Annotated in this window: 17 protein-coding genes; 9 read left to right on the top strand and 8 right to left on the bottom strand. The window is 35.4% G+C overall.

The window, feature by feature from the left end; translation table 11 throughout:
- Window positions 1-125: 125 nt before the first annotated feature.
- Complete coding sequence (locus ABJF08_RS08955) at window positions 126-3,002, top strand: insulinase family protein (protein ID WP_348115809.1); 2,877 nt, start codon at window positions 126-128, stop codon at window positions 3,000-3,002.
- A gap of 289 nt (window positions 3,003-3,291) precedes the next feature.
- Here the strand turns inward: ABJF08_RS08955 and ABJF08_RS08960 are convergent, their stop codons facing one another.
- Window positions 3,292-3,462, bottom strand: coding sequence for a hypothetical protein (locus ABJF08_RS08960; protein ID WP_170034537.1), 171 nt, complete (start codon window positions 3,460-3,462; stop codon window positions 3,292-3,294).
- 243 nt (window positions 3,463-3,705) lie between these two features.
- Between ABJF08_RS08960 and fumC the strand changes: the two genes are divergently transcribed.
- The 4 genes from fumC (at window position 3,706) to ald (ending at window position 7,800) form a co-directional block, all read left to right on the top strand.
- A complete protein-coding gene (gene fumC / locus ABJF08_RS08965; protein WP_348115810.1) occupies window positions 3,706-5,100 on the top strand; it encodes a class II fumarate hydratase in 1,395 nt (464 codons plus the stop codon).
- A gap of 210 nt (window positions 5,101-5,310) precedes the next feature.
- On the top strand, window positions 5,311-6,057 hold the full coding sequence (locus tag ABJF08_RS08970; protein ID WP_348115811.1) for an ion transporter: 747 nt from the start codon (window positions 5,311-5,313) through the stop codon (window positions 6,055-6,057).
- 54 nt (window positions 6,058-6,111) lie between these two features.
- Window positions 6,112-6,552 (top strand): hypothetical protein, encoded by a 441-nt coding sequence (locus ABJF08_RS08975; protein WP_348115812.1) that lies wholly within the window; start codon window positions 6,112-6,114, stop codon window positions 6,550-6,552.
- Between the two features lie 159 nt (window positions 6,553-6,711).
- Window positions 6,712-7,800 (top strand): alanine dehydrogenase, encoded by a 1,089-nt coding sequence (gene ald / locus ABJF08_RS08980; protein ID WP_348115813.1) that lies wholly within the window; start codon window positions 6,712-6,714, stop codon window positions 7,798-7,800.
- 108 nt (window positions 7,801-7,908) lie between these two features.
- On the opposite strand, the gene ABJF08_RS08985 is transcribed toward ald, so the two are convergent.
- Entirely contained in the window at window positions 7,909-9,156 is a 1,248-nt protein-coding gene (locus ABJF08_RS08985) for an NAD(P)/FAD-dependent oxidoreductase (RefSeq protein ID WP_348115814.1), read from the bottom strand.
- 137 nt (window positions 9,157-9,293) lie between these two features.
- Between ABJF08_RS08985 and ABJF08_RS08990 the strand changes: the two genes are divergently transcribed.
- Window positions 9,294-9,584, top strand: a complete 291-nt coding sequence (locus ABJF08_RS08990; protein ID WP_104515009.1) for a DUF3817 domain-containing protein — start codon at window positions 9,294-9,296, stop codon at window positions 9,582-9,584.
- A gap of 1 nt (window position 9,585) precedes the next feature.
- On the opposite strand, the gene ABJF08_RS08995 is transcribed toward ABJF08_RS08990, so the two are convergent.
- Window positions 9,586-9,987: a hotdog domain-containing protein gene (locus ABJF08_RS08995; RefSeq protein ID WP_348115815.1), complete on the bottom strand. Its 402-nt coding sequence runs from the start codon at window positions 9,985-9,987 to the stop codon at window positions 9,586-9,588.
- 60 nt (window positions 9,988-10,047) lie between these two features.
- On the opposite strand from ABJF08_RS08995, the gene ABJF08_RS09000 reads away from it, so the two are divergent.
- The 3 genes from ABJF08_RS09000 (at window position 10,048) to ABJF08_RS09010 (ending at window position 13,155) form a co-directional block, all read left to right on the top strand.
- Complete coding sequence (locus ABJF08_RS09000) at window positions 10,048-10,863, top strand: TrmH family RNA methyltransferase (RefSeq protein WP_348115816.1); 816 nt, start codon at window positions 10,048-10,050, stop codon at window positions 10,861-10,863.
- 18 nt (window positions 10,864-10,881) lie between these two features.
- The gene (locus ABJF08_RS09005; RefSeq protein WP_348115818.1) at window positions 10,882-12,126 is read left to right on the top strand and encodes a M48 family metallopeptidase; all 1,245 of its coding nucleotides are present in this window, start codon (window positions 10,882-10,884) and stop codon (window positions 12,124-12,126) included.
- A gap of 681 nt (window positions 12,127-12,807) precedes the next feature.
- On the top strand, window positions 12,808-13,155 hold the full coding sequence (locus ABJF08_RS09010) for a DoxX family protein (protein ID WP_348115819.1): 348 nt from the start codon (window positions 12,808-12,810) through the stop codon (window positions 13,153-13,155).
- Here ABJF08_RS09010 and ABJF08_RS09015 read toward each other — a convergent pair.
- The 5 genes from ABJF08_RS09015 to ABJF08_RS09035 all read right to left on the bottom strand — a co-directional run bounded on the left by ABJF08_RS09015 (window position 13,152) and on the right by ABJF08_RS09035 (window position 19,838).
- Window positions 13,152-13,523, bottom strand: coding sequence for a DoxX family protein (locus tag ABJF08_RS09015; protein WP_348115820.1), 372 nt, complete (start codon window positions 13,521-13,523; stop codon window positions 13,152-13,154). The two genes, ABJF08_RS09010 and ABJF08_RS09015, sit on opposite strands and share 4 nt — an antisense overlap.
- Window positions 13,524-13,655: 132 nt before the next feature.
- Entirely contained in the window at window positions 13,656-15,101 is a 1,446-nt protein-coding gene (locus ABJF08_RS09020) for an aspartate aminotransferase family protein (protein ID WP_348115821.1), read from the bottom strand.
- A gap of 333 nt (window positions 15,102-15,434) precedes the next feature.
- A complete protein-coding gene (locus tag ABJF08_RS09025; protein ID WP_348115822.1) occupies window positions 15,435-16,085 on the bottom strand; it encodes a peroxiredoxin-like family protein in 651 nt (216 codons plus the stop codon).
- A 138-nt stretch (window positions 16,086-16,223) separates the two neighbouring features.
- On the bottom strand, window positions 16,224-17,354 hold the full coding sequence (locus ABJF08_RS09030; RefSeq protein ID WP_348115823.1) for a PepSY-associated TM helix domain-containing protein: 1,131 nt from the start codon (window positions 17,352-17,354) through the stop codon (window positions 16,224-16,226).
- Window positions 17,355-17,414: 60 nt separating this feature from the next.
- Window positions 17,415-19,838, bottom strand: coding sequence for a TonB-dependent receptor (locus ABJF08_RS09035; protein WP_348115824.1), 2,424 nt, complete (start codon window positions 19,836-19,838; stop codon window positions 17,415-17,417).
- Window positions 19,839-20,062 lie beyond the last annotated feature (224 nt).

Here is a 20,062-nt window from a genome sequence, read left to right on the forward strand (position 1 = left end):
ATGCGATCTGATTTTAATCTAGCAATTTCTATACCGACGTTGCTCTGTTAGATAATAGTTTCGCTTTCGCGAAAGCGAGAACACCAAAAACCAATAATCAAAACTAACCCAAAAAACCAATTTAAATGAAAAAAGTATGGATTCCTTACTTAGGAGCACTTGCGCTTACTATCGCCGCATGTGGACCTAAAGTAACCGACAACAAAACAAACACCCCACCACCACCGCCTGCACCGCCGGCCTTACAAGTTCCTGCTGTTGCAGGCATGACAGAATCCATACCTATGGATCCTAGTGTGCGCATGGGGACATTACCTAACGGTCTTACTTATTATGTGAAAAACAACGGTAAACCAGAAGATAAAGTAGAATTAAGACTTGCTATTAATGCAGGATCTGTTCTAGAAGATGACGACCAGCAAGGTCTTGCGCATTTTATGGAACACATGAATTTTAATGGAACGAATCATTTTGAGAAAAATGAACTAGTTGATTACCTACAAGGAATAGGTGTCAAATTTGGTGCAGATTTAAATGCCTACACCAGTTTTGACGAGACCGTTTACATTCTTCCTATACCTAGTGACGACCCAGAAAAACTAGAACAAGGTTTTACTATTATAGAAGACTGGGCTGGTGGCGCAAAACTAGAAACGGACGCTATTAATGACGAGCGTGGTGTGGTGTTAGAAGAGTCGCGTACTGGTAAAGGTGCGTCAGACAGAATGAATAAGGTAACTATACCGGTACAGTTCTATAATTCAAAATATGCCGATAGATTACCTATAGGAAAAGATGAGATTCTTAAAAACTTTAAACCTGAGGTTTTAAAAAGGTTTCATAAAGACTGGTACCGTCCAGACCTTATGGCAGTAGTTGCTGTGGGAGATCTAGATGTTGCGGTTATGGAGCAAAAAATCAAAGATCATTTTGCTAAAATTCCTAAACCTGTAAATCCTAGAAAACGTCCTGTGATAGAATTACCTAATCACCCAGATACAAAGGTGGCTATCGCACAGGATAAAGAAGCAACATTTGCCAGTGTAAATATCTCTTATAAAGATAAAGTAGCCTCTACTCCTACGCTAACGGTAGGTGATTATAGAGATGACCTAGTAAATGGACTGTTCTCTTTTATGATCAACAACAGGTTACAAGAACTGACTCAAAAGCCTAATCCGCCATTTATTTTTGGTTCTAGTAGTTATGGAGGTACGGTAGCAAGAAATAAGAATGCCTATTCTTCATTTGCAGGTAGCGCGCCAGATGGGCAGCTGGCAGCATTAAAAGCATTGCTAGAAGAAAATCAACGAGTGAAGTTATACGGTTTTGGCCAGGCAGAACTTGATCGTGCAAAACAAGCCTATGGTTCTTTCTTTGAGTCTTATTATAAAGACAGAGATAAACTAGAAAGCAGTCGTATAGTGGGACAGTATGTACAGAGTTATTTTTCTAAAGAAGCGGTACCTAGTATCGAGTGGAATTATAATAAAACTATGGAATTACTACCTGGTATTAATGTAGAAGAAGTAAATGCAAAAATTAACGATTACATCCATGATGATAACCGTACGATAGTATTCACAGGCCCTACCACAGACACTCCTCCTACCGAGGCGCAAGTGCTTAAAGTAGTAAGTGAAGTTGCAGCTACTAAGGTTGCTCCTTATGAAGATACAGAAGTAAGAGAGAGTTTAATTGAAAAACTACCAGCTGCAGGAAGTATTTCTAAGACTACATCTAACGATAAAGTAGGTACAACTACCTATACATTAAGCAATGGCGCTACAGTTACTGTAAAACCTACTGACTTTAAAAATGACGAGATCCTTATGAGCGCCTTCAGTTATGGTGGTACAAGTTTATACAGCGATGAAGACGCAAAGAAAACTGGACTAGCAAATGGTGGTTTAACACAAGCTGGTGTTGCCGGTATGTCTCAAACAGACATGTCTAAGTTTATGACAGGTAAACTAGTAAATGTATCACCACGTATAGGTTCTCTTACAGAAAGTTTTAGAGGTAGTGCTACTCCTAAAGACCTAGAAATAATGTTTCAGTTGATTCATTTATACTTTACCGATTTAAATAAAGATGACGAAGCGTTTGCTAGTTTTATCTCTAAGCAAAAATCTTTTATAGGTCGTATGATGTCAGACCCTAATACTTATTTCAGTAACGAGATTAATAAAATACGTTACGGTTCTAACCCACGTTATACAGGTTTCCCTACAGAAGAAAGATTTGATGAAGCAGATTATGATCTAGCTTATAAACTATATCAAGAACGCTTTGCAGATGCTGGTGATTTCCACTTTTACCTAGTAGGAAATGTAGATAAAGCACAAGTAGAAGAATTCTCTAAGAAATACATCGCAAGTTTACCTGGTTTAAATTCTAACGAGAGTTACAAAGTAAACGATTGGAGAGAAGCAAAAGGCACACGCATGAAAGTGGTTAAAAAAGGTACTGATGACAAGAGTAGTGTAAGAATAAACTGGAGTTATGAAGTGCCAGCTTACAGCGCACAAGAAAACCTTGCTGTAGATGCTCTAGGAGAAGCTCTTACTATTAAGATTATAGAAACGCTACGTGAAAAAGAAGGTGGTATCTATTCTGGTGGTGCACGTGGTTCCTTAAGAAAGACACCTTATCCAGCATTTAGCTTTGGTATCTCGTTCCCTTGTGGACCAGATAACGTAGATAAACTAGTAGATGCAACCATGAATGAAATCGAGCTTATTAAAAAGAACGGACCTTCAGAAAAAGATCTGAATAAAGTAAAAGAAGGGTATTTACTAGATTATAAGGAAACAGTCAAAACTAACCGTTACTGGTTAAGCGTTCTTGTAGATGCAGACGAAGATAAAAAGGATATCAATAAAGTATTAGAATATGAAAAAGCTGTAAACGCACTTACTGCAAAAGATATTCAAGATGCTGCAAACAAATATCTTACTAAAGATTACTTCTTAGCTATCCTAAAACCAGAGGATAAATAAGAACTAATTATCAAATTCCAAAAGCCCATTTCAATTACATGAAATGGGCTTTTTTTATGCTTAATAAATATTATCGAAGCCTTTCCCTAACCCTAAGGGAGAAACTTCTACGAAACCCTTCCCTAACCCTAAAGGGTAGGTTTCTATTAATTCATTAAAAAAAACACCAGTCATTTTCCGCACACTTTAGGGTTGGGGAACGAAAACGCTCAAAACAACGCACAAAAAAACCGTCTAGAATTTTTCTAGACGGTTATATTATATAGTACAAATGCTATATAAAAGAATATTACTTCTCTTCTTTAAGCTTTGCTTCTTTCTTTAATTTTCTCTTTTCTAACAATGCTCCTGTAATCCAAAACGGAATTACAAATGTTGTTAAAAATATCATTAACCAAAATCCTAAAGTTAGAATTCCTAAAAATGCTAAAAAGCCTAAGTATTGATCAAAATCGAACATGGTATCTCTTGTTTGCTGCAAAGATAGAGACTAGAACTTAATTATGAAAAAACTACACAGCATTTATTAACAAAAAACTGTTTATAACAGCTCTTATTCTATTAATTATTAGAATTAGTCAGGTTACAGGGAATATAATTCCGCTTTCGCGCAAGCGGCACCTCCATCCTACCTGTTATTATTATCTATAATCAGATGGTAAAACAACGCTCAAGTTTTATATTTGTGAAAAATTCAACCACAATGGAATATAGAATAGAAAAAGATACGATGGGACAAGTAGAAGTCCCTGCAGATAAACTTTGGGGTGCGCAAACACAGCGTTCTCGCATGAATTTTAAAATAGGTGCTGCAGGTAGCATGCCTCTAGAGATAGTATACGGTTTTGCCTACCTTAAAAAAGCCGCTGCTTACACTAACTATGACCTAGGTGTTCTTACAGAAGAAAAACGTGATCTTATCGCACAAGTTTGTGACGAGATTCTAGATGGTAAACACGACGACCAGTTTCCACTTGTCATCTGGCAAACAGGTTCTGGTACACAGTCTAACATGAATGTGAACGAGGTGATCGCAAACCGCGCTCATCAATTAGCTGGTAAAACAGTAGGTGAAGGTGAAAAAACCATACAGCCTAATGATGACGTGAATAAATCACAGTCTTCTAACGATACGTTCCCTACAGGAATGCACATCGCCTGTTATAAGAAAGTGGTAGAAAATACCATTCCTGGTATTAAGCAACTGCGCAACACGTTACACAATAAGTCTATAGAGTTTACCGATGTGGTAAAAATAGGTCGTACACACCTTATGGATGCGACACCATTAACACTAGGACAGGAATTTTCTGGTTACGTTTCTCAACTGGACCATGGAATCATCGCACTAGAAAACACACTAGCACATTTAAGTCAGCTAGCACTAGGTGGTACTGCCGTAGGTACAGGATTAAACACACCACTAGGTTATGATGTAAAAGTAGCTGAGTACATCGCACAGTTTACAGAATTACCTTTTATCACAGCACATAATAAGTTTGAAGCTCTTGCAGCACACGACGCTCTAGTAGAGACTCATGGTGCTTTAAAACAAGTAGCCGTATCACTTAATAAAATTGCCCACGATATAAGAATGCTTGCTAGTGGACCACGTAGTGGTATCGGTGAGTTAATCATCCCTGCTAACGAGCCAGGTAGTTCTATCATGCCAGGTAAAGTAAATCCTACTCAGGCAGAGGCTATTACTATGGTATGTGCTCGCGTTATGGGTAACGACACAACAGTTACTGTAGGTGGTATGCAAGGTCACTTTGAATTAAACGTATTTAAACCAGTTATGGCTGCTGCGGTTCTAGAAAGCGCACAATTAATAGGTGACGCGTGTAGAAGTTTTGACGAGAATTGTGCCGTAGGTATCGAGCCTAATAAAGAAACAATCAAGTCTTTACTGGACAACTCATTAATGCTGGTAACTGCATTAAATACTAAAATAGGATACTATAAAGCTGCCGAAATAGCTAACAAAGCACACGAAGAGGGAACTACCCTTAAGGCTGCTGCTCTAGCTCTAGAATATGTAACGTCTGACGAATTTGACGAATGGGTAAAACCAGAAGACATGGTAGGTCACAGATAGTATCGGTCTTACTCAAAACAGTTAAAAGCCGCTTCAATTCATGAAGTGGCTTTTTTTATGTTGGTCGGTTTCGCTTTCGCGAAAGATAGACACACACCACCACTACCCTAGCTTCCTAATTTATTCACCTCATTAAGGAATACCGTAAATAAGAGATAGGAAATTTATTTAAATTGCTGGGGTAATTTTTTTTGTTAAAAAAAGTGAAAAATGAAAGAAAAATTAAGATTAATTGTTGAGGATAACACCACGAAAAAAGGAAAGATCTTTGATTATTTTATTCAGTTTTTAATTCTACTTTCTCTTGCTGCATTCTCGATTCAAACTTTACCAAATCTCAAAGACAAGACTATAACAGTATTAGAATTTTTCGAGTTAATATGTGTCATTTTATTTTCTTTAGAGTACATTTTAAGAATTTACGTCTCTAAAAATCCTTGGAAATATATTTTTAGCTTTTACGGAATTATTGACTTACTATCAATATTACCGTTTTTCATAAGTCATTCTATTGATCTAAGAGCGCTGAGAGTATTTAGAGTATTTAGAATTTTTAGAGCACTTAAATTAATAAGATATAATAAAGCACTTCACCGATTTCATTTAGCAGCTAAAATTGTAAAAGAAGAGGTTATATTATTTTTAATTGTAACGGCTATTTTCATATTTTTAGCTTCCGCAGGAATATATTATTTTGAAAATAAAGCTCAACCAGAAGTATTCACATCAATATTCCATAGCGCTTGGTGGGCAGTAGTAACATTAACAACCGTTGGTTATGGCGATGTCTATCCAACTACAACAGGTGGTAAAATGTTTACTTTTTTAATATTAATGATAGGTGTCGGTATTGTAACTATACCTGCAGGATTAGTGGCAACTGCCCTATCAAAAGCTAGAGAAATACAAGCAGAAGAAAAGAGAGAAAAAAAACGAATAAAATCACCAAGAAAATAATCCAAACCCAACCACCATAAAAAAATAATCTTTACCCTACTAGCTATCATAGCTGTGCAAACTACTAACGCACAAAGCTCACAACTTACTGAAGACCAATTCAGGGAAAAGGTAAGTACTGAATTCCAAAACAGTTATAATAAAGCGCTCACCTCTTTTGAAAACTCTATGGACTATGATATGGTCAAAAAGAACGAAAAATGGAGTGTTTACGAGTTTGATAATAAAAGAATATTTAAAATAGAATCTAAAAAGAACAACACCACTTTTATTGAAACTTACTACGAAGTAGATGGCCTATTGCGCTATGCTCAAGAAAAAGAAATTAGTTTTATAAACACACCAGACACTATAGAATGGAATTGTGAATACTTCTTAGAAAATGGAAGTATAAAAACTATCATGTCTCTAGGACATGGAAAGACAGAAAGAGACGACTGGGATTCTAACGAGATATTAACCTTATACCAAAAGAGAAAATCTTCATTAAAATAACAAGTAGTAAATAAAAAAAACATAACTACCCTATAAAGAAAAGGGGTTGTCCTAAGATAAAACTACTTTAATTAAAAACACCCCTAAAATTATAGGGGTAATACTTTTATTATATGTAAAAAAGTTACAAATTACGCTCGTAACTTAAAGCAGTATAAAATGATTGTCGGTATTCCCAAAGAGATTAAAAACAATGAAAGCAGGGTTGGTATGACCCCTGGCGGAGTTTATGAATTGGTTAAAAAGAAACATACCGTTTATGTGCAATCAAATGCTGGAGAAGGCAGCGGTTTTTTAAATTCTGATTACTTAAAAGCAGGTGCCGTTATTCTAGATTCTATCGGTGAAGTGTATGCAATTAGTGAGATGATTGTAAAAGTAAAAGAACCCATCGCTGAAGAATATGACTTAATCCAAGAAGGTCAGATACTTTTCACCTATTTCCATTTTGCCTCTAGCGAACCTTTAACTAAGGCCATGATTAAAGCAAAAGCTATTTGTATTGCTTATGAAACCGTAGAAGATTCAGACGGCACATTACCACTATTAACTCCTATGTCTGAGGTAGCTGGTAGACTAGCGATTCAACAAGGTGCAAAGTATTTAGAAAAACCGGTCAAAGGTCGCGGCGTTCTTTTAGGTGGTGTTCCTGGAGTAGCACCAGGTAAAGTATTGGTTTTAGGTGCTGGAATAGTTGGTATACAATCAGCAAAAATGGCTGCAGGACTTGGAGCACATGTCACTATATTAGATATCAACATGAAACGCTTGCGTTATGTAAATGACGTAATGCCTCCACATGTGGTAACCGAGTTCTCTAACGAGTTCAACATTAGAAAACATATAAAAACGCATGATTTGATCATAGGCGGTGTATTACTTAAAGGAGCAAAAGCTCCTAACCTAATCACACGTGATATGCTTAAAGAAATGCGACCAGGTACCGTAATCGTAGATGTAGCAGTTGACCAAGGTGGTTGTGTAGAAACCACTAGACCTACCACACATGAAGATCCTGTATATATTATAGATGACGTGGTTCATTACTCTGTCGCAAACATGCCTGGTGCAGTACCTTTTACCTCTACCATGGCACTAACTAATGTTACTTTACCTTATGTTTTAAAAATAGCAAGTCTAGGTTGGGAAACAGCATGTGACGCTAACCCAAGCCTTAAAAAAGGATTGAATATCATATCTGGAACTATCGTGTACCAAGAAATTAAAGAAGCCTTTAATTGGAATTAAACTTCAATTAAAAAGAGAATTAAAAAGAAAGTTTGAAACCGAACTAGAGATAAAATGAAAATAGAAAAAACGGTAAATAGATGCGTCCATCTGTTTACCGTTTTTTAATTATAAAATCACACTTCCTTCTATCTTACTTATAACAGCATTTGCCGCTGCTTTACCATTTAACATCGCTGCGTTAAGAGAACCATTACTCAATTGATCTCCAGCAAGAAAAACATTATCGGTAAGCTGTGTTTCTGACGCGTTCATACAATAATTTAAGGAGTCTAGTTGTGGCAATGCCTTTTTAATATGGTATAGTTTCACTAACTCGTTTGCCTTAATTTGAGTCTCTTCTCTCAATTCTTTTACCACACGTTCTGTTAGTTGTTGATCAGATAAATTATGCTTTTTGATAACAGAAACACTGATGATATTTCTATGATTATCAAAAACATCATTTAAAAAATGAAAGTTGTTAATCAATATATCATCGTTTGCTACCAGTCCTATAATAGCTTGATCTAACCCAGTATGATCGGTTTCAAAATACAGCACAGTAACTTGATGCCACGGCATGTTTTCATTAGGTAGATTAGGGACTAAATCTCCTGCTGGTGTAGCTACTATAGTATAATCAGACTTTATTTTCTCACCATTTTCTAGAGAAATCTCATTACCTACCACAGCAGTTATCTTGTTATTAAGATGTATAGAATCTTCAGGTAATTGAGCAGCCAGTTGTTCTGGTATCGCTTTGATACCACCTGCAGGTATCGTTGCATTTCCTTCTGTAAACATTTTAAAGACAAATTCAAACATGCGACTACTCGTTGCTAGCTCTGTCTCTAAGAATATTCCTGTATAAAAAGGAGTAAAGAAACTAGCAATCATCTTGTTAGAAAATCCATAATTCTCTAGATAGATCTTAGTGGTAGTCTCTGGAGTAGAAAATATATCTTGTAGTGATTTTTGTTTCAGCTTTCGCGAAAGCGAGAACACCAACCACTTATCTTTTAAAGATCCCACACCAGCCGTAATCGTACTCCATAAAAAACTACTATCTCTAGTAGGGTCGCCCAGTTTATGAGTCTTACCATCTTTAAATATTAAGGAACCAGGTATAAATTTGCGCAATTTTAGAGCCTCAACATCTAGAAATTCATTAACCGCAGGATAAGCATCTAGCATTACTTGAAAGCCGTGATCTAATATCAATCCAGAAGCTACATCACTGCTTACACGACCGCCTACAAATGAATTTGCGTCATAAACAGTTGATTTATATCCAGCGTTTTGCAATGTAACAGCTGCAGTAAGACCGCTTACTCCAGCGCCTATAATAGTAATATGTGGTTGATTATCATTCATGATGTAAAAATAGTATAGAGATTGATAATCTAAAGGATTTAATTAATGCTTAACAAAAAAAATATAAACTTAAATAATGTAAGAGAATCAGCTTTGTAAACTACCTTTGTCACTTCAAGATAAACGTGCAAAAAAAGATGCTTAAAACATTCAAATATCTAGCTATAGTAGAAGGTTACTCCTTTTTATTCATCCTTTTTCTAACCATGCCTCTTAAATATTTAGGTGGTATTTTACTACCTAATAAAATTATGGGAATGGCACATGGTTTCCTTTTCCTTAGTTATGTGGTCATGGCTATAGTTGTAAGCCAGATCCTTAAATGGGATCTCAAAAAACTCTTTATAGTTCTTGCTATGTCTGTAGTTCCATTTGGAACTTTCTGGATGGAAAGAAAGTACTTAGAAGAAGACCTTAAAAAGGCTTAATTTATTCAAAGCCTTTCTTTTTCATACGCTCACTCTGGTATTCTACCTCAGTTTTACCGTGTGCAAGTGGTTTACCGTCCTCACCTAGATTTACTAAAATTATGTTCTCAATAGTAATAATCGTGTCATAGGTCATTTTATTACGCACCACACATTTTAAATCGATAGAACTTTTACCAAATTTATTTACCTCTAGTCCTATCTCTACGATGTCACCAGTTTTTGCACTGGCTACAAAGTTGATTTCACTCATGTATTTAGTAACTACTTTTTGATTCTCGATTTGTATAATCGCATAAAGTGCCGCTTCTTCATCAATCCATTCTAATAATCTACCGCCGAAAAGCGTCCCATTAGGATTTAAATCCTCTGGCTTTATCCATTTTCTAGTATGAAAATTCATATTGTATAGGTTTATATTCAAAGATACATTTCATCTGCTTTAAAAACCTATTTTTGTACTATGAAACACATCTCTAGCCCTAATAATGCCGTTATACGTCACGTAGAACAACTGCAACGTAAAAGCAAAGCTCGTAAAAAAGAAGGCCTTTTTATCATAGAAGGACAGCGCGAGATTTTGCTAGCTACTAGAGGTAAATTTATCATGGAACAGATCTTAGTTTGCGGCCCTATCCTACTCGACACCAACACATTTACGGCACAAGATGTGTACTCAAAATTAGAGATTCATCAGTCACCAGAAATTATATCTGTAACGCAAGAAGTCTATGAAAAGATGGCTTATCGCAGTGGTACAGAAGGTTGTATCGCTTTCGCGAAAGCGAGATCCCAACAATTAAATGATCTAGAACTAACTGACACACCATTAATCCTCATTGCAGAATCTACGGAGAAACCAGGTAATCTAGGCGCTCTATTAAGAACAGCCGATGCTGCCAAAGTAGATGCTGTAATCATAGCAAACCCAACGGCAGATCTTTACAATCCTAATGTGATACGATCTAGTGTGGGCTGTCTATTTACCATTCCTACCGCCGTGTGCAGCACAGAAGAATTAATAGGTTTCTTAAGCGATAAAAACATCGATTTATATGCCGCAACTTTACAAAGTAGTGAGCGTTATGACCGTATAGATTATAGAAATGCCAGCGCCATAGCTGTAGGTACTGAAGCCACAGGACTTTCTGAAGAAATGAGAGCCGCTGCAAAGGCAAACATCATTATACCTATGTCTGGCGAGATAGACTCTATGAATGTGTCTGTAAGTGCTGCGATCATGATTTTTGAGGCAAAAAGACAAAGAGATTTTAAATAAGTTACGACCTTTACTTTTATGACACCATCTACTGTATTTTACATCATTATAGGAATTCTTGTTTTTGATTTCTTATTAGAACGCATTTTAGGTTTTCTCAACTATACCTGGTATTCAAAGCCTGTACCACAAGAACTTACCGATGTTTATGATGCTGCAGAGTATGATAAATCTCAAGAATACAAAAAGACTAATTTTAAATTTGGCTTGTTATCCAGCACCTTTTCCTTTATCAGTATGCTGTTGTTTTTATTCTTCAAAGGTTTTGCTCTAGTAGATGAGATCGCACGATCTTATGCGCAAAATGAAATCTTAGTAGCTTTATTATTTTTTGGTATTATCATGCTAGCGAGTGAGATCATTTCGCTGCCTTTTTCTATCTACTCTACCTTTGTGATAGAAGAAAAATTTGGCTTTAATAAAACGACGGTAAAGACCTTTATTCTAGATAAAATAAAAGGATATGCACTTACCGCCATTTTGGGTGGCGCTATTCTATCGTTAATCATCCTTTGTTATAATTGGGCTGGCGATAATTTCTGGTGGTATGTATGGATACTGATATTTGTAATATCGCTATTTATGAATATGTTTTATGCCAAATTATTTGTACCGCTTTTCAATAAGCAATCACCATTAGAAGATGGCGATTTAAAAAATAAGATAAGTGATTATGCTGCTACGGTAGGTTTTCAACTGGACAAGATTTTTGTTATAGATGGAAGTAAAAGATCTACTAAGGCCAATGCATATTTCAGCGGTTTCGGTAGTGAGAAACGTGTGACGTTGTACGATACCCTAATAGAACAATTAACCGAAGAAGAAATAGTAGCTGTACTAGCTCATGAAGTAGGTCATTATAAAAGAAAACATATTATTTATAATCTTATCGCTGGTACTTTAACTACTGGTTTTACATTGTGGTTATTTTCCCTATTTGTAGACAGCAGCTTACTTTCTGAAGCGCTAGGAGTTGCTATACCATCTTTTCATATAGGTTTAATCGCTTTTGGATTATTGTATTCTCCTATCTCGACAGTAACAAGTATTATTATGAGTTTGCTTTCTAGAAGATTTGAATATCAAGCAGATTATTATGCAAAAAGTACGTACAAAAAAGAGCCATTAATAAGCGGTTTAAAAACGCTTTCTAAAACGAGCTTGAGTAATCTCACACCACATCCTGCTTATGTATGGTTTCATTATTCTCACCCAAGTTTGCAACAGCGTATTGCTGCCATGAAAAGCGATGTCGTTTATTAAATAATTCTATTTATCACCACACAAAACTAAAAACTCCTTTCCTTAGTTAAGGAAAGGTGGGCAAATCGCAGCGCAGCGCAGATTTGGTCGGAAAGGTTGTGCGGTGTTTTTAATTATCTAGGTTCTGAAATAAATTCTAAATCCACTGTACCTTTCCAGCACCGCATCAACCACTCCGAGGTTTTTGCAAAACCTCACCTAGCCTAATCTTAGGCGAGGGGCTTTCCTGCTTTTTAGTTTAACTATAAGCTTTTAAATAAATAACAAAACTAAAAACTCCTTTCCTTAGTTAAGGAAAGGTGGGCAAATCGCAGCGCAGCGCAGATTTGGTCGGAAAGGTTGCGCGGTGTTTTTAATTATCTAGATTCTTCAAAAAGTTCTAAGTCCAGTGCAACTTTCCAACACCGCATCAACCACTCCGAGGTTTTTGCAAAACCCCACCTCGCCTAATCTTAGGCGAGGAGCTTTCCTGCTTTTTTGATAAGTAAATGGTTTCTAGAATAAATTCCTAATCTAGTGCTAGTTTCCAGCACCGCATCAACCACTCCGAGGTTTTTACAAAACCTCACCTCGTCTAATCTTAGGCGAAGAGCTTTTTAAAATAAATAGCGTAAAACTCTTATTCTTAATTTCAACAAATAATTAACGGTATGGTGTGCGGTATTGCTGTAATTTAAACGCATGAAAACATTTGATCTCCTACTCTATTTTACCATCGTGTCATTTGTATTTTTTGGCATTACTTGCTTGTTCTCATCGCACATGAGATTAGAATTTACCAGATTTGGTTTAAGTATGTTGCAACGCTTAATAACTGGCGTCCTTCAACTTATAGGTGCAGCAGGTTTAATAGTAGGAATTTTTAATACGTACATAGGTATCGCAGCATCTGCAGGGTTGAGTTTATTGATGCTAGCTGGTTTTATAGTACGAGTAAAGATCAAAGACGGCGTTTATAAATCGTCGCCGGCTTTAATCTTTATGGTACTTTGTGGTATAATTTGCTATAAATTTATAGACATGCTCTAGATAAATAGTATCGCTAGAGATAATAGTAAAAATATCGCTGCTGGTACAGATTTTTTAATAGGATCATTGATCTTAAAATGCATCACTATCGCTCCTAACATAAGAAGTGCGATTCCTACAGCGCCTGTATATTTTACAGCTTTGTAATAGATAGAAACTAATATCAATACGGCAAATAGACATTTAAGCGTACCTACTATCATCATGGCATTTTTTGATAGACCATATGTTGCAAATTCTTCTTGCATGCTGCTAGCGTTTCCACCTCGCCATGGCGTTGCTTTATCGCGATTAATGAGCCATACCTTTAATATGCTTAAACCGACTACTAATTTGATCAGTATTTCTGTGATTTCAATAAATTCCATGGTTGTTATTTTAATCAAAAATAATTACCAAATTCACAATAAATTAAAATATAATCTTAATAAGTATTTATTTAACAAGTAATTGTGTAATTATTCCGCTTTCGCGAAAGCGGAACACTAACTATCTTTTAATCATTTAACAGACTGCTCTTCTAGAATAAGGCTTGCAAATTTCTCACATGCAGTAAAGGTCTCCATGATGTGGTCCATAGTCGTACGTGGGTTTATCAAACACATTCGTAACACGACCTGATTATTGAGCACCGTAGTCACTAGTAAAGATTCCTTAGATTCTATGATACGTTTAGAAATCTCCTGGTTAAGAGCATCTATCTGTGCGTCGTTTAAATCTAGGTCTATGGGATTGTATCTAAAGTTGATAATGGCCAGTGTAGCAGGAGAAACTACTTCCCATTTACTGCTTTTTCTAAGCATGGTTTCTACATCTTCGGCTATGTTGATGTTATAACTTACGGCTTTTCTAAAAGCTTCTAATCCGAATGTTTTCAGAGACATATAAAACTTGAGCGCTCTAAAACGTCTGGTAAGTTGTATACCATGGTCATAGAAATTAATCTCTGACGTGTTACCTTCTATATCTCTTAAATATTCTGGTTTTTCTACAAATGTATCGTGCAGCCACTTGCTTTTACGCACTAGTAAACAACCCATTTCATAAGGTTGATACAACCATTTATGCGGATCTATAGTAAGAGAATCTGCTTTTTCAATTCCTTTTAATGCCTTGCTGCCTTTTTGAGATAACATCGCTGCGCCACCATAAGCTCCATCGATATGAAACCACAGTTTTTCTTTTTTACAGATCGCTCCTATTTCTTCTAGCGGATCTACCGTACCGGTGTTAGTCGTACCAGCAGATGCGATGATGCAAAAGGGTTGTAAACCACTTAAACGGTCTTTAGAAATCGCGTTTTTAAGTTTATTGAGAGCCATTTTAAACTCTCCATCTGTTGGGATAATGCGTATTTGCTCTTTCTTAAAACCTATCACTCGTATCGCTTTCACATTAGAAGAATGTGCCTGGTCAGACATGTAGATAACGGCTTTAGAAAAGTCGTCGCCACACTTTTGTCTTCTTGCGGTAACTAGTGCGGTAAGGTTTGCCATAGAACCACCACTGGTAAAAATACCACCACCTTTTTTTGCAGGGAATTTGAATAATTTAAGCAACCAGTTCATGGTAACGATCTCTAACTCTGCCGCAGCAGGAGATGCTGCCCAACCACCAGAAAATATATTAAAACCTGTTGCAAGTGTGTCTGCCATGACGCTTACATAATTGCTAGGTCCTGGCACAAAAGAATAGGATTTAGGGTGGGAAACTATATTACTATTAGGTAACACATGTTGCGTTACAAAGTCAAGCACCTGGTCTGGATCACTAGGTAAATTAGGTACGTCTTCCTGAAAGATATCGTCCATCTCCTTACGGCTAGCTATCGCTACTGGACTTTTATCATTTTGTGTTGTAAAATGATCTACTAGAGTATCGATTACCTTATAACCGTAGGCTCTCATCTCTTCTTTACTCAATTCTAATTTATGCAAATTATCCATCTGTGCTGCTCCCTTTTAAAGCTGCAAAATTACAAGTAATAGCTTATACAATAGGCATGAAAACAGCATGAATAACTGAATCGTACGCTTTCTCAATAAATGAAAAAATAGGCGTACGGATTATCATTTTTTATAAATCTAGATTAGATAATTGTTCTTAAAATTTAAGTTTCCTTATGGAATTGATGATTGTAAAATCTAGATATTTAATTATTTTTCAAATAATTCTAATAGGCAATAACTTTTTAAGGATAAGAAAGTACATATATAAAAGCATTTCTTATCCTCAAAGTTATGTGGAATGGTATAGGGTAATAATTACCGAATATGGTTTTAAGCAAGTTTTTTAAGCGCCTCTACGATCTCTTCTGGTTCTGAGCGTGTTCTATAATCTGCGTTTACATAATTCCATTTTACGGTACCGTCAGTTCCTAGTATGAAAGTCGCTGGAATGGGTAAAACACTCGCGTTACCATTATTGATCTTTTTTAAGTCCAGATCGCGATCTACTCTCATGTGTTCCATTAAAAATTCTGGCACTTCCCAAGCGACACCATATTGTGAGGCAACTTGCGCATCTTGATCTGATAAAACGGTAAAGTCCATTTTACTGATCTCGCTCTCTGTCAATGATCCATCTGGTACTTCTGGACTTATGGCTATTAATTGTGCACCTAACGCGTTAATATCGTTTAACTTATCTTGTAATGCTCTTAACTGTAAATTACAGTATGGACACCAGCTACCACGGTAGAATGTGATGACTACTGGGCCATTTTTCAACAAGCTAGCTAACTCTACATATTCTCCTTGAGCGTTAGGCAATTTAAATACAGGAGCTTTCTCCCCTATTTTTATGGCATGTTTACCCAGTTCAAACTCTTTGGCATTTTCAATAATCGCATCTACGCCTTTCATAAATTCTGGGTTGTTTTTTCTACCCATGGCTATTTTGGCGTCTGTTAATTCTCTTAATGTGCTCATTGTGTTTGTTTTTAAATCTAAGCAACTTCTTATTCTATTTTATCGCTCAGATTAATTTTGAATATTGAAGTGCAAATTATAAAATTCTACTTTAGAACAATTACCATTAACAGAATCTTTAATTTCTGTTCGAATGGCTTAATTCACATTTAATTTTTTCTTTTTATAATTTCTTCCATACCATAATAATACTCCAGTAACTGGTAAACTTGCTACTATTAAACTAACTAAAAAAGCAATGATTTTACCTACTATACCACCTATGGCACCTATGTGAATATCATAATTCATTCTCTGAATTTTATCTGCTACATCAGCATTTTCATATTTTCCAAAAACACTAGGTGTCTCTAATTCTTCTAAGGTATTTTGATCAAAAAAACGAAAATCAGAATCATAGAATAAGCCTTCACTATTAGATACTTCTACATAAATACTCTCTTGAGCAGAATTAGGATAATGCAACTCAAAACCTTCAGCTTCTGGATTTTCTTTTAATAATTTTACTATTAAATTATCCATAGGAATAACATCGTTATCTACTAACTGATTGCCTTCATTTTCTGGAATAATAAAACGAGCTTCTTTTTCTCCTCCAGTAGAAATATAGACCACGTACTTTAACCAATCATAGGACATCATGGATCCTGTAAAAGCAATAATTAAAGCAAACGAACTTATATAAAATCCAACCACCGTATGAAGATCAAAGTTTTTCCTTTTCCAACGAGTTGTTTTTTTCCAATCAAACTTAACGCGTTGCTTAAGGTTTTTACGCTTTTTAGGAACCCACAAAAAGAATCCTGAAATAATAATTAGAATAAAAATTAGGATGGATACTCCTACTACTTGTTCTCCTATCTCTTTAGGCAACCACAAACGCATGTGACCTTCTAGTATAAATGCAAAAAAACCAGTCATATGATTATCTACTTGTATCACTTTACCGGTGTAAGGATCTAAAAATACACTTTGATAAAACTCTGGTTCTGCATCATAAAAAATTACTTCTATCGCATCATCTGCTTTTTTAAAAACGGTACCATGAACTGTATTATCAGGAAAAACTTCTTCTGCATAGGTTTTTGCCTCAGTAGGTGTTAGTATCGCATTGCTTTGAGGTGTTACTTTTTTATAATCATCATATAGACTTTCTATCTCTTCTCTAAAAGTCCAACAACAACCAGTAATAGCAACTAAAAATACGACAAGACCTGTCGCAAGGCCTAAAATTTTATGCAGTTGAAAAATGAATTTTTTAAATGACATGCACTAAAATTTATAAAGAGCAACCCCATGTTATAGGAGTTGCTCTTATGAAATGATTAATTAAAATTGGTAAGAAATATTTGCTAGTAATGCTCTAGGCATTTGAGGGTTGATGGTAGTCCATCCTGTATAATATTCTTTATTAAGAGCATTATTAAGTTTCAAACCAACTCGATACTTATCTGCTTGATAAAACACTGATGTATTAAAAATAGTATAACTAGGTAAGATAAATTCTCCTGTAGATAGATAGTTGATTGCAAAGCGCTCACTAGCTCCATTAAAACCTAAACCTATTCCAAAACCATCTAAACTACCTTGTTGAAATTCATAGTTTGCCCAAAAGTTATATAATGTCTCTGGTCCAGCTTCTAATGGTCTACGGTTTAATATTTCAAGATTATCAGTTTCTGTGGTTTCACTATCATTATTACTATAACCTGCTCTAATGTTTAACCCTTTGATTGGGTTTGCATTAATCTCTATTTCAAAACCTTTACTTACCACTTCACCACCTTGAATTTTATTAAATGGAGAAGAAGGATCTGTAATGACACGGTCTTTAACTTTGATATCGTAATAACTAACAGTTGCGTTTAAACGGTTATTGAAAAAATTGGTCTTGATTCCGAATTCAAATTGATTTGCTTCTTCAGGATCAAAAGTTTGCAACGTTTGTGGGCCAGTTCCTGGATCTCCTACTAATTGAGGTGCAACATTTGTAAATCCATTTTGGTAATTTCCAAAAACAGATAATTTATCTTTTATTGGCTGAAAAACTAAACCGAACTTTGGAGATAACGTAGTTTGATCATAATCATCATCTGCATTAGCAATGTCCCCTTCGTTGTCAAATCTGTCTAAACGTAATCCTACCATAGCAGAAAGATTATCAGTAATATCTAGAACATCAGATACATAAATGCTGTAAATACTAAATCTAGATTTAAGATTACCTACTCCTTGAGTTGCTAGTGCTGCATCTACAGCCGATGTAGAAAGTGGGAATGCCGTATCTTCTACTGCTGCTGTAAATGGATTATCACCATTTGAACCACCGTCTGGTGTTATATTTCCATAAAAAGCAAAACCAGTATTATTATTAGTCTCTGTAGCGTTTAAGTAATCCAGACCTATTACCATTCTATTTCTTAAAGAAGCTATTTCAAAATCTCCAATGAAGTTTTGTTGGATATCAGTAGTATGAGTATTTGCATTTTGTTTACTGATAAATCTTGAAAAGGTATCTCCTTCTAAAATACCGAAATCAAACAAATAAGAATAATAACCAGTAGTCGATGTAGAACTTTTAGATAATAAAGTTTGTGACTGCCATGTATCAGACAATTTGTAATCCATCTCTACTCTATAATTTTGAGTAGGGTTTTCTAGGGTTAGATCGTTGCTTGTAAAGGACAACTTATTATTGTATCCTAACTCATCTAAATTAGAAGATGCAGATGGTGCACTTCTATTCAAGAATAAAAAGGTAGGATTGGTTTGTTCTGCCTGAGTAATTTCTCCATAGAAAGAGAATGATAATCTATTATTTACTTTGTAAGATAAAGATGGCGCTACAAAGAATGATTTTCTAAAACCAGCATCTTGGAAACTTTGCTCTGTCGTGTAAGCGGTATTTATTCTAAAGTATAGATCATCTTCTTTACTTAACGCTGTGTTATAATCACCTACTATTTGATTAAGTCCATAACTACCGGATGTAAAAGAAAGCTCTCCACCTGTACCTACATATGGCTTTTTAGTTACTACATTGATAAGACCTCCATAAGAACTTACTGCATTACCGAACAAGGTTGCAGACGGTCCTTTTAAAACCTCGATGCGCTCTATGTTTGCAGGATTTATAGTTCCATTAGTTAAACCTGGTAATCCATTTACTAATTGTGGTTGTACAGAAAAACCACGCAAAGCATAATAACCTGCACCATCACCACCGCGACCTGTAGATGCCCATAAACGCTCTACTCCTGTTGCATTTTTTAAAGCATCATCAAAATTAGTTACCACTTGTGATTGTAATAGCTCATTTGTTATCGTGCTATATACTTGTGTATTTTCAATATCTTTTAACGGTAGCTTTGAAACATAAGCTGTTTTCTTTCTAGAAAACTTATTACGTCGTTCTCCTTCTATGACAACGGCATTTAAAATCTCGTTACCTTCATATAAGGTAATAGCATTAAGTTGTACGTTTTGATTGTTTACAATAGAAACAAGAACTTCTTTAGTTTTAAAACCTATGTAGGATATAGAAAGTACATAATCTCCATTTTCAAGATGGTTTATTTCAAAAGCTCCATTTACATCTGTTTGTACTCCTATTGAAGTATTTTTAAGTGCAACATTCACTCCTAAAAGTACTTCTTGAGTCTGATCTGTTACGGTTCCTGTGATACTCGCATTTTGCGCAAAAATGATATTAGTAAAAACTAATAAGGTGAAAATAGTCAGTAAGTTTTTCATTATTTTTATTTAGACTTAATATGGATAGTTAATTTTCGGCAAAAGTATCTACCAATATCGGACTGACCAAATTATTTATATTAAATCTAAATAAAGAGTTAAAAGAGCTTGATTTTAAGAACTCTAATCTTAACAATACTCGAAACAGCAAGCCTAAAAAGGACTGAATTGCTGACATACCTTCCTATTTAAACATAAAAAAAGCTCAAAGAATCGTGTTGTGA

Source organism: Nonlabens sp. (assembly GCF_039941875.1).
Lineage (GTDB): Bacteria > Bacteroidota > Bacteroidia > Flavobacteriales > Flavobacteriaceae > Nonlabens.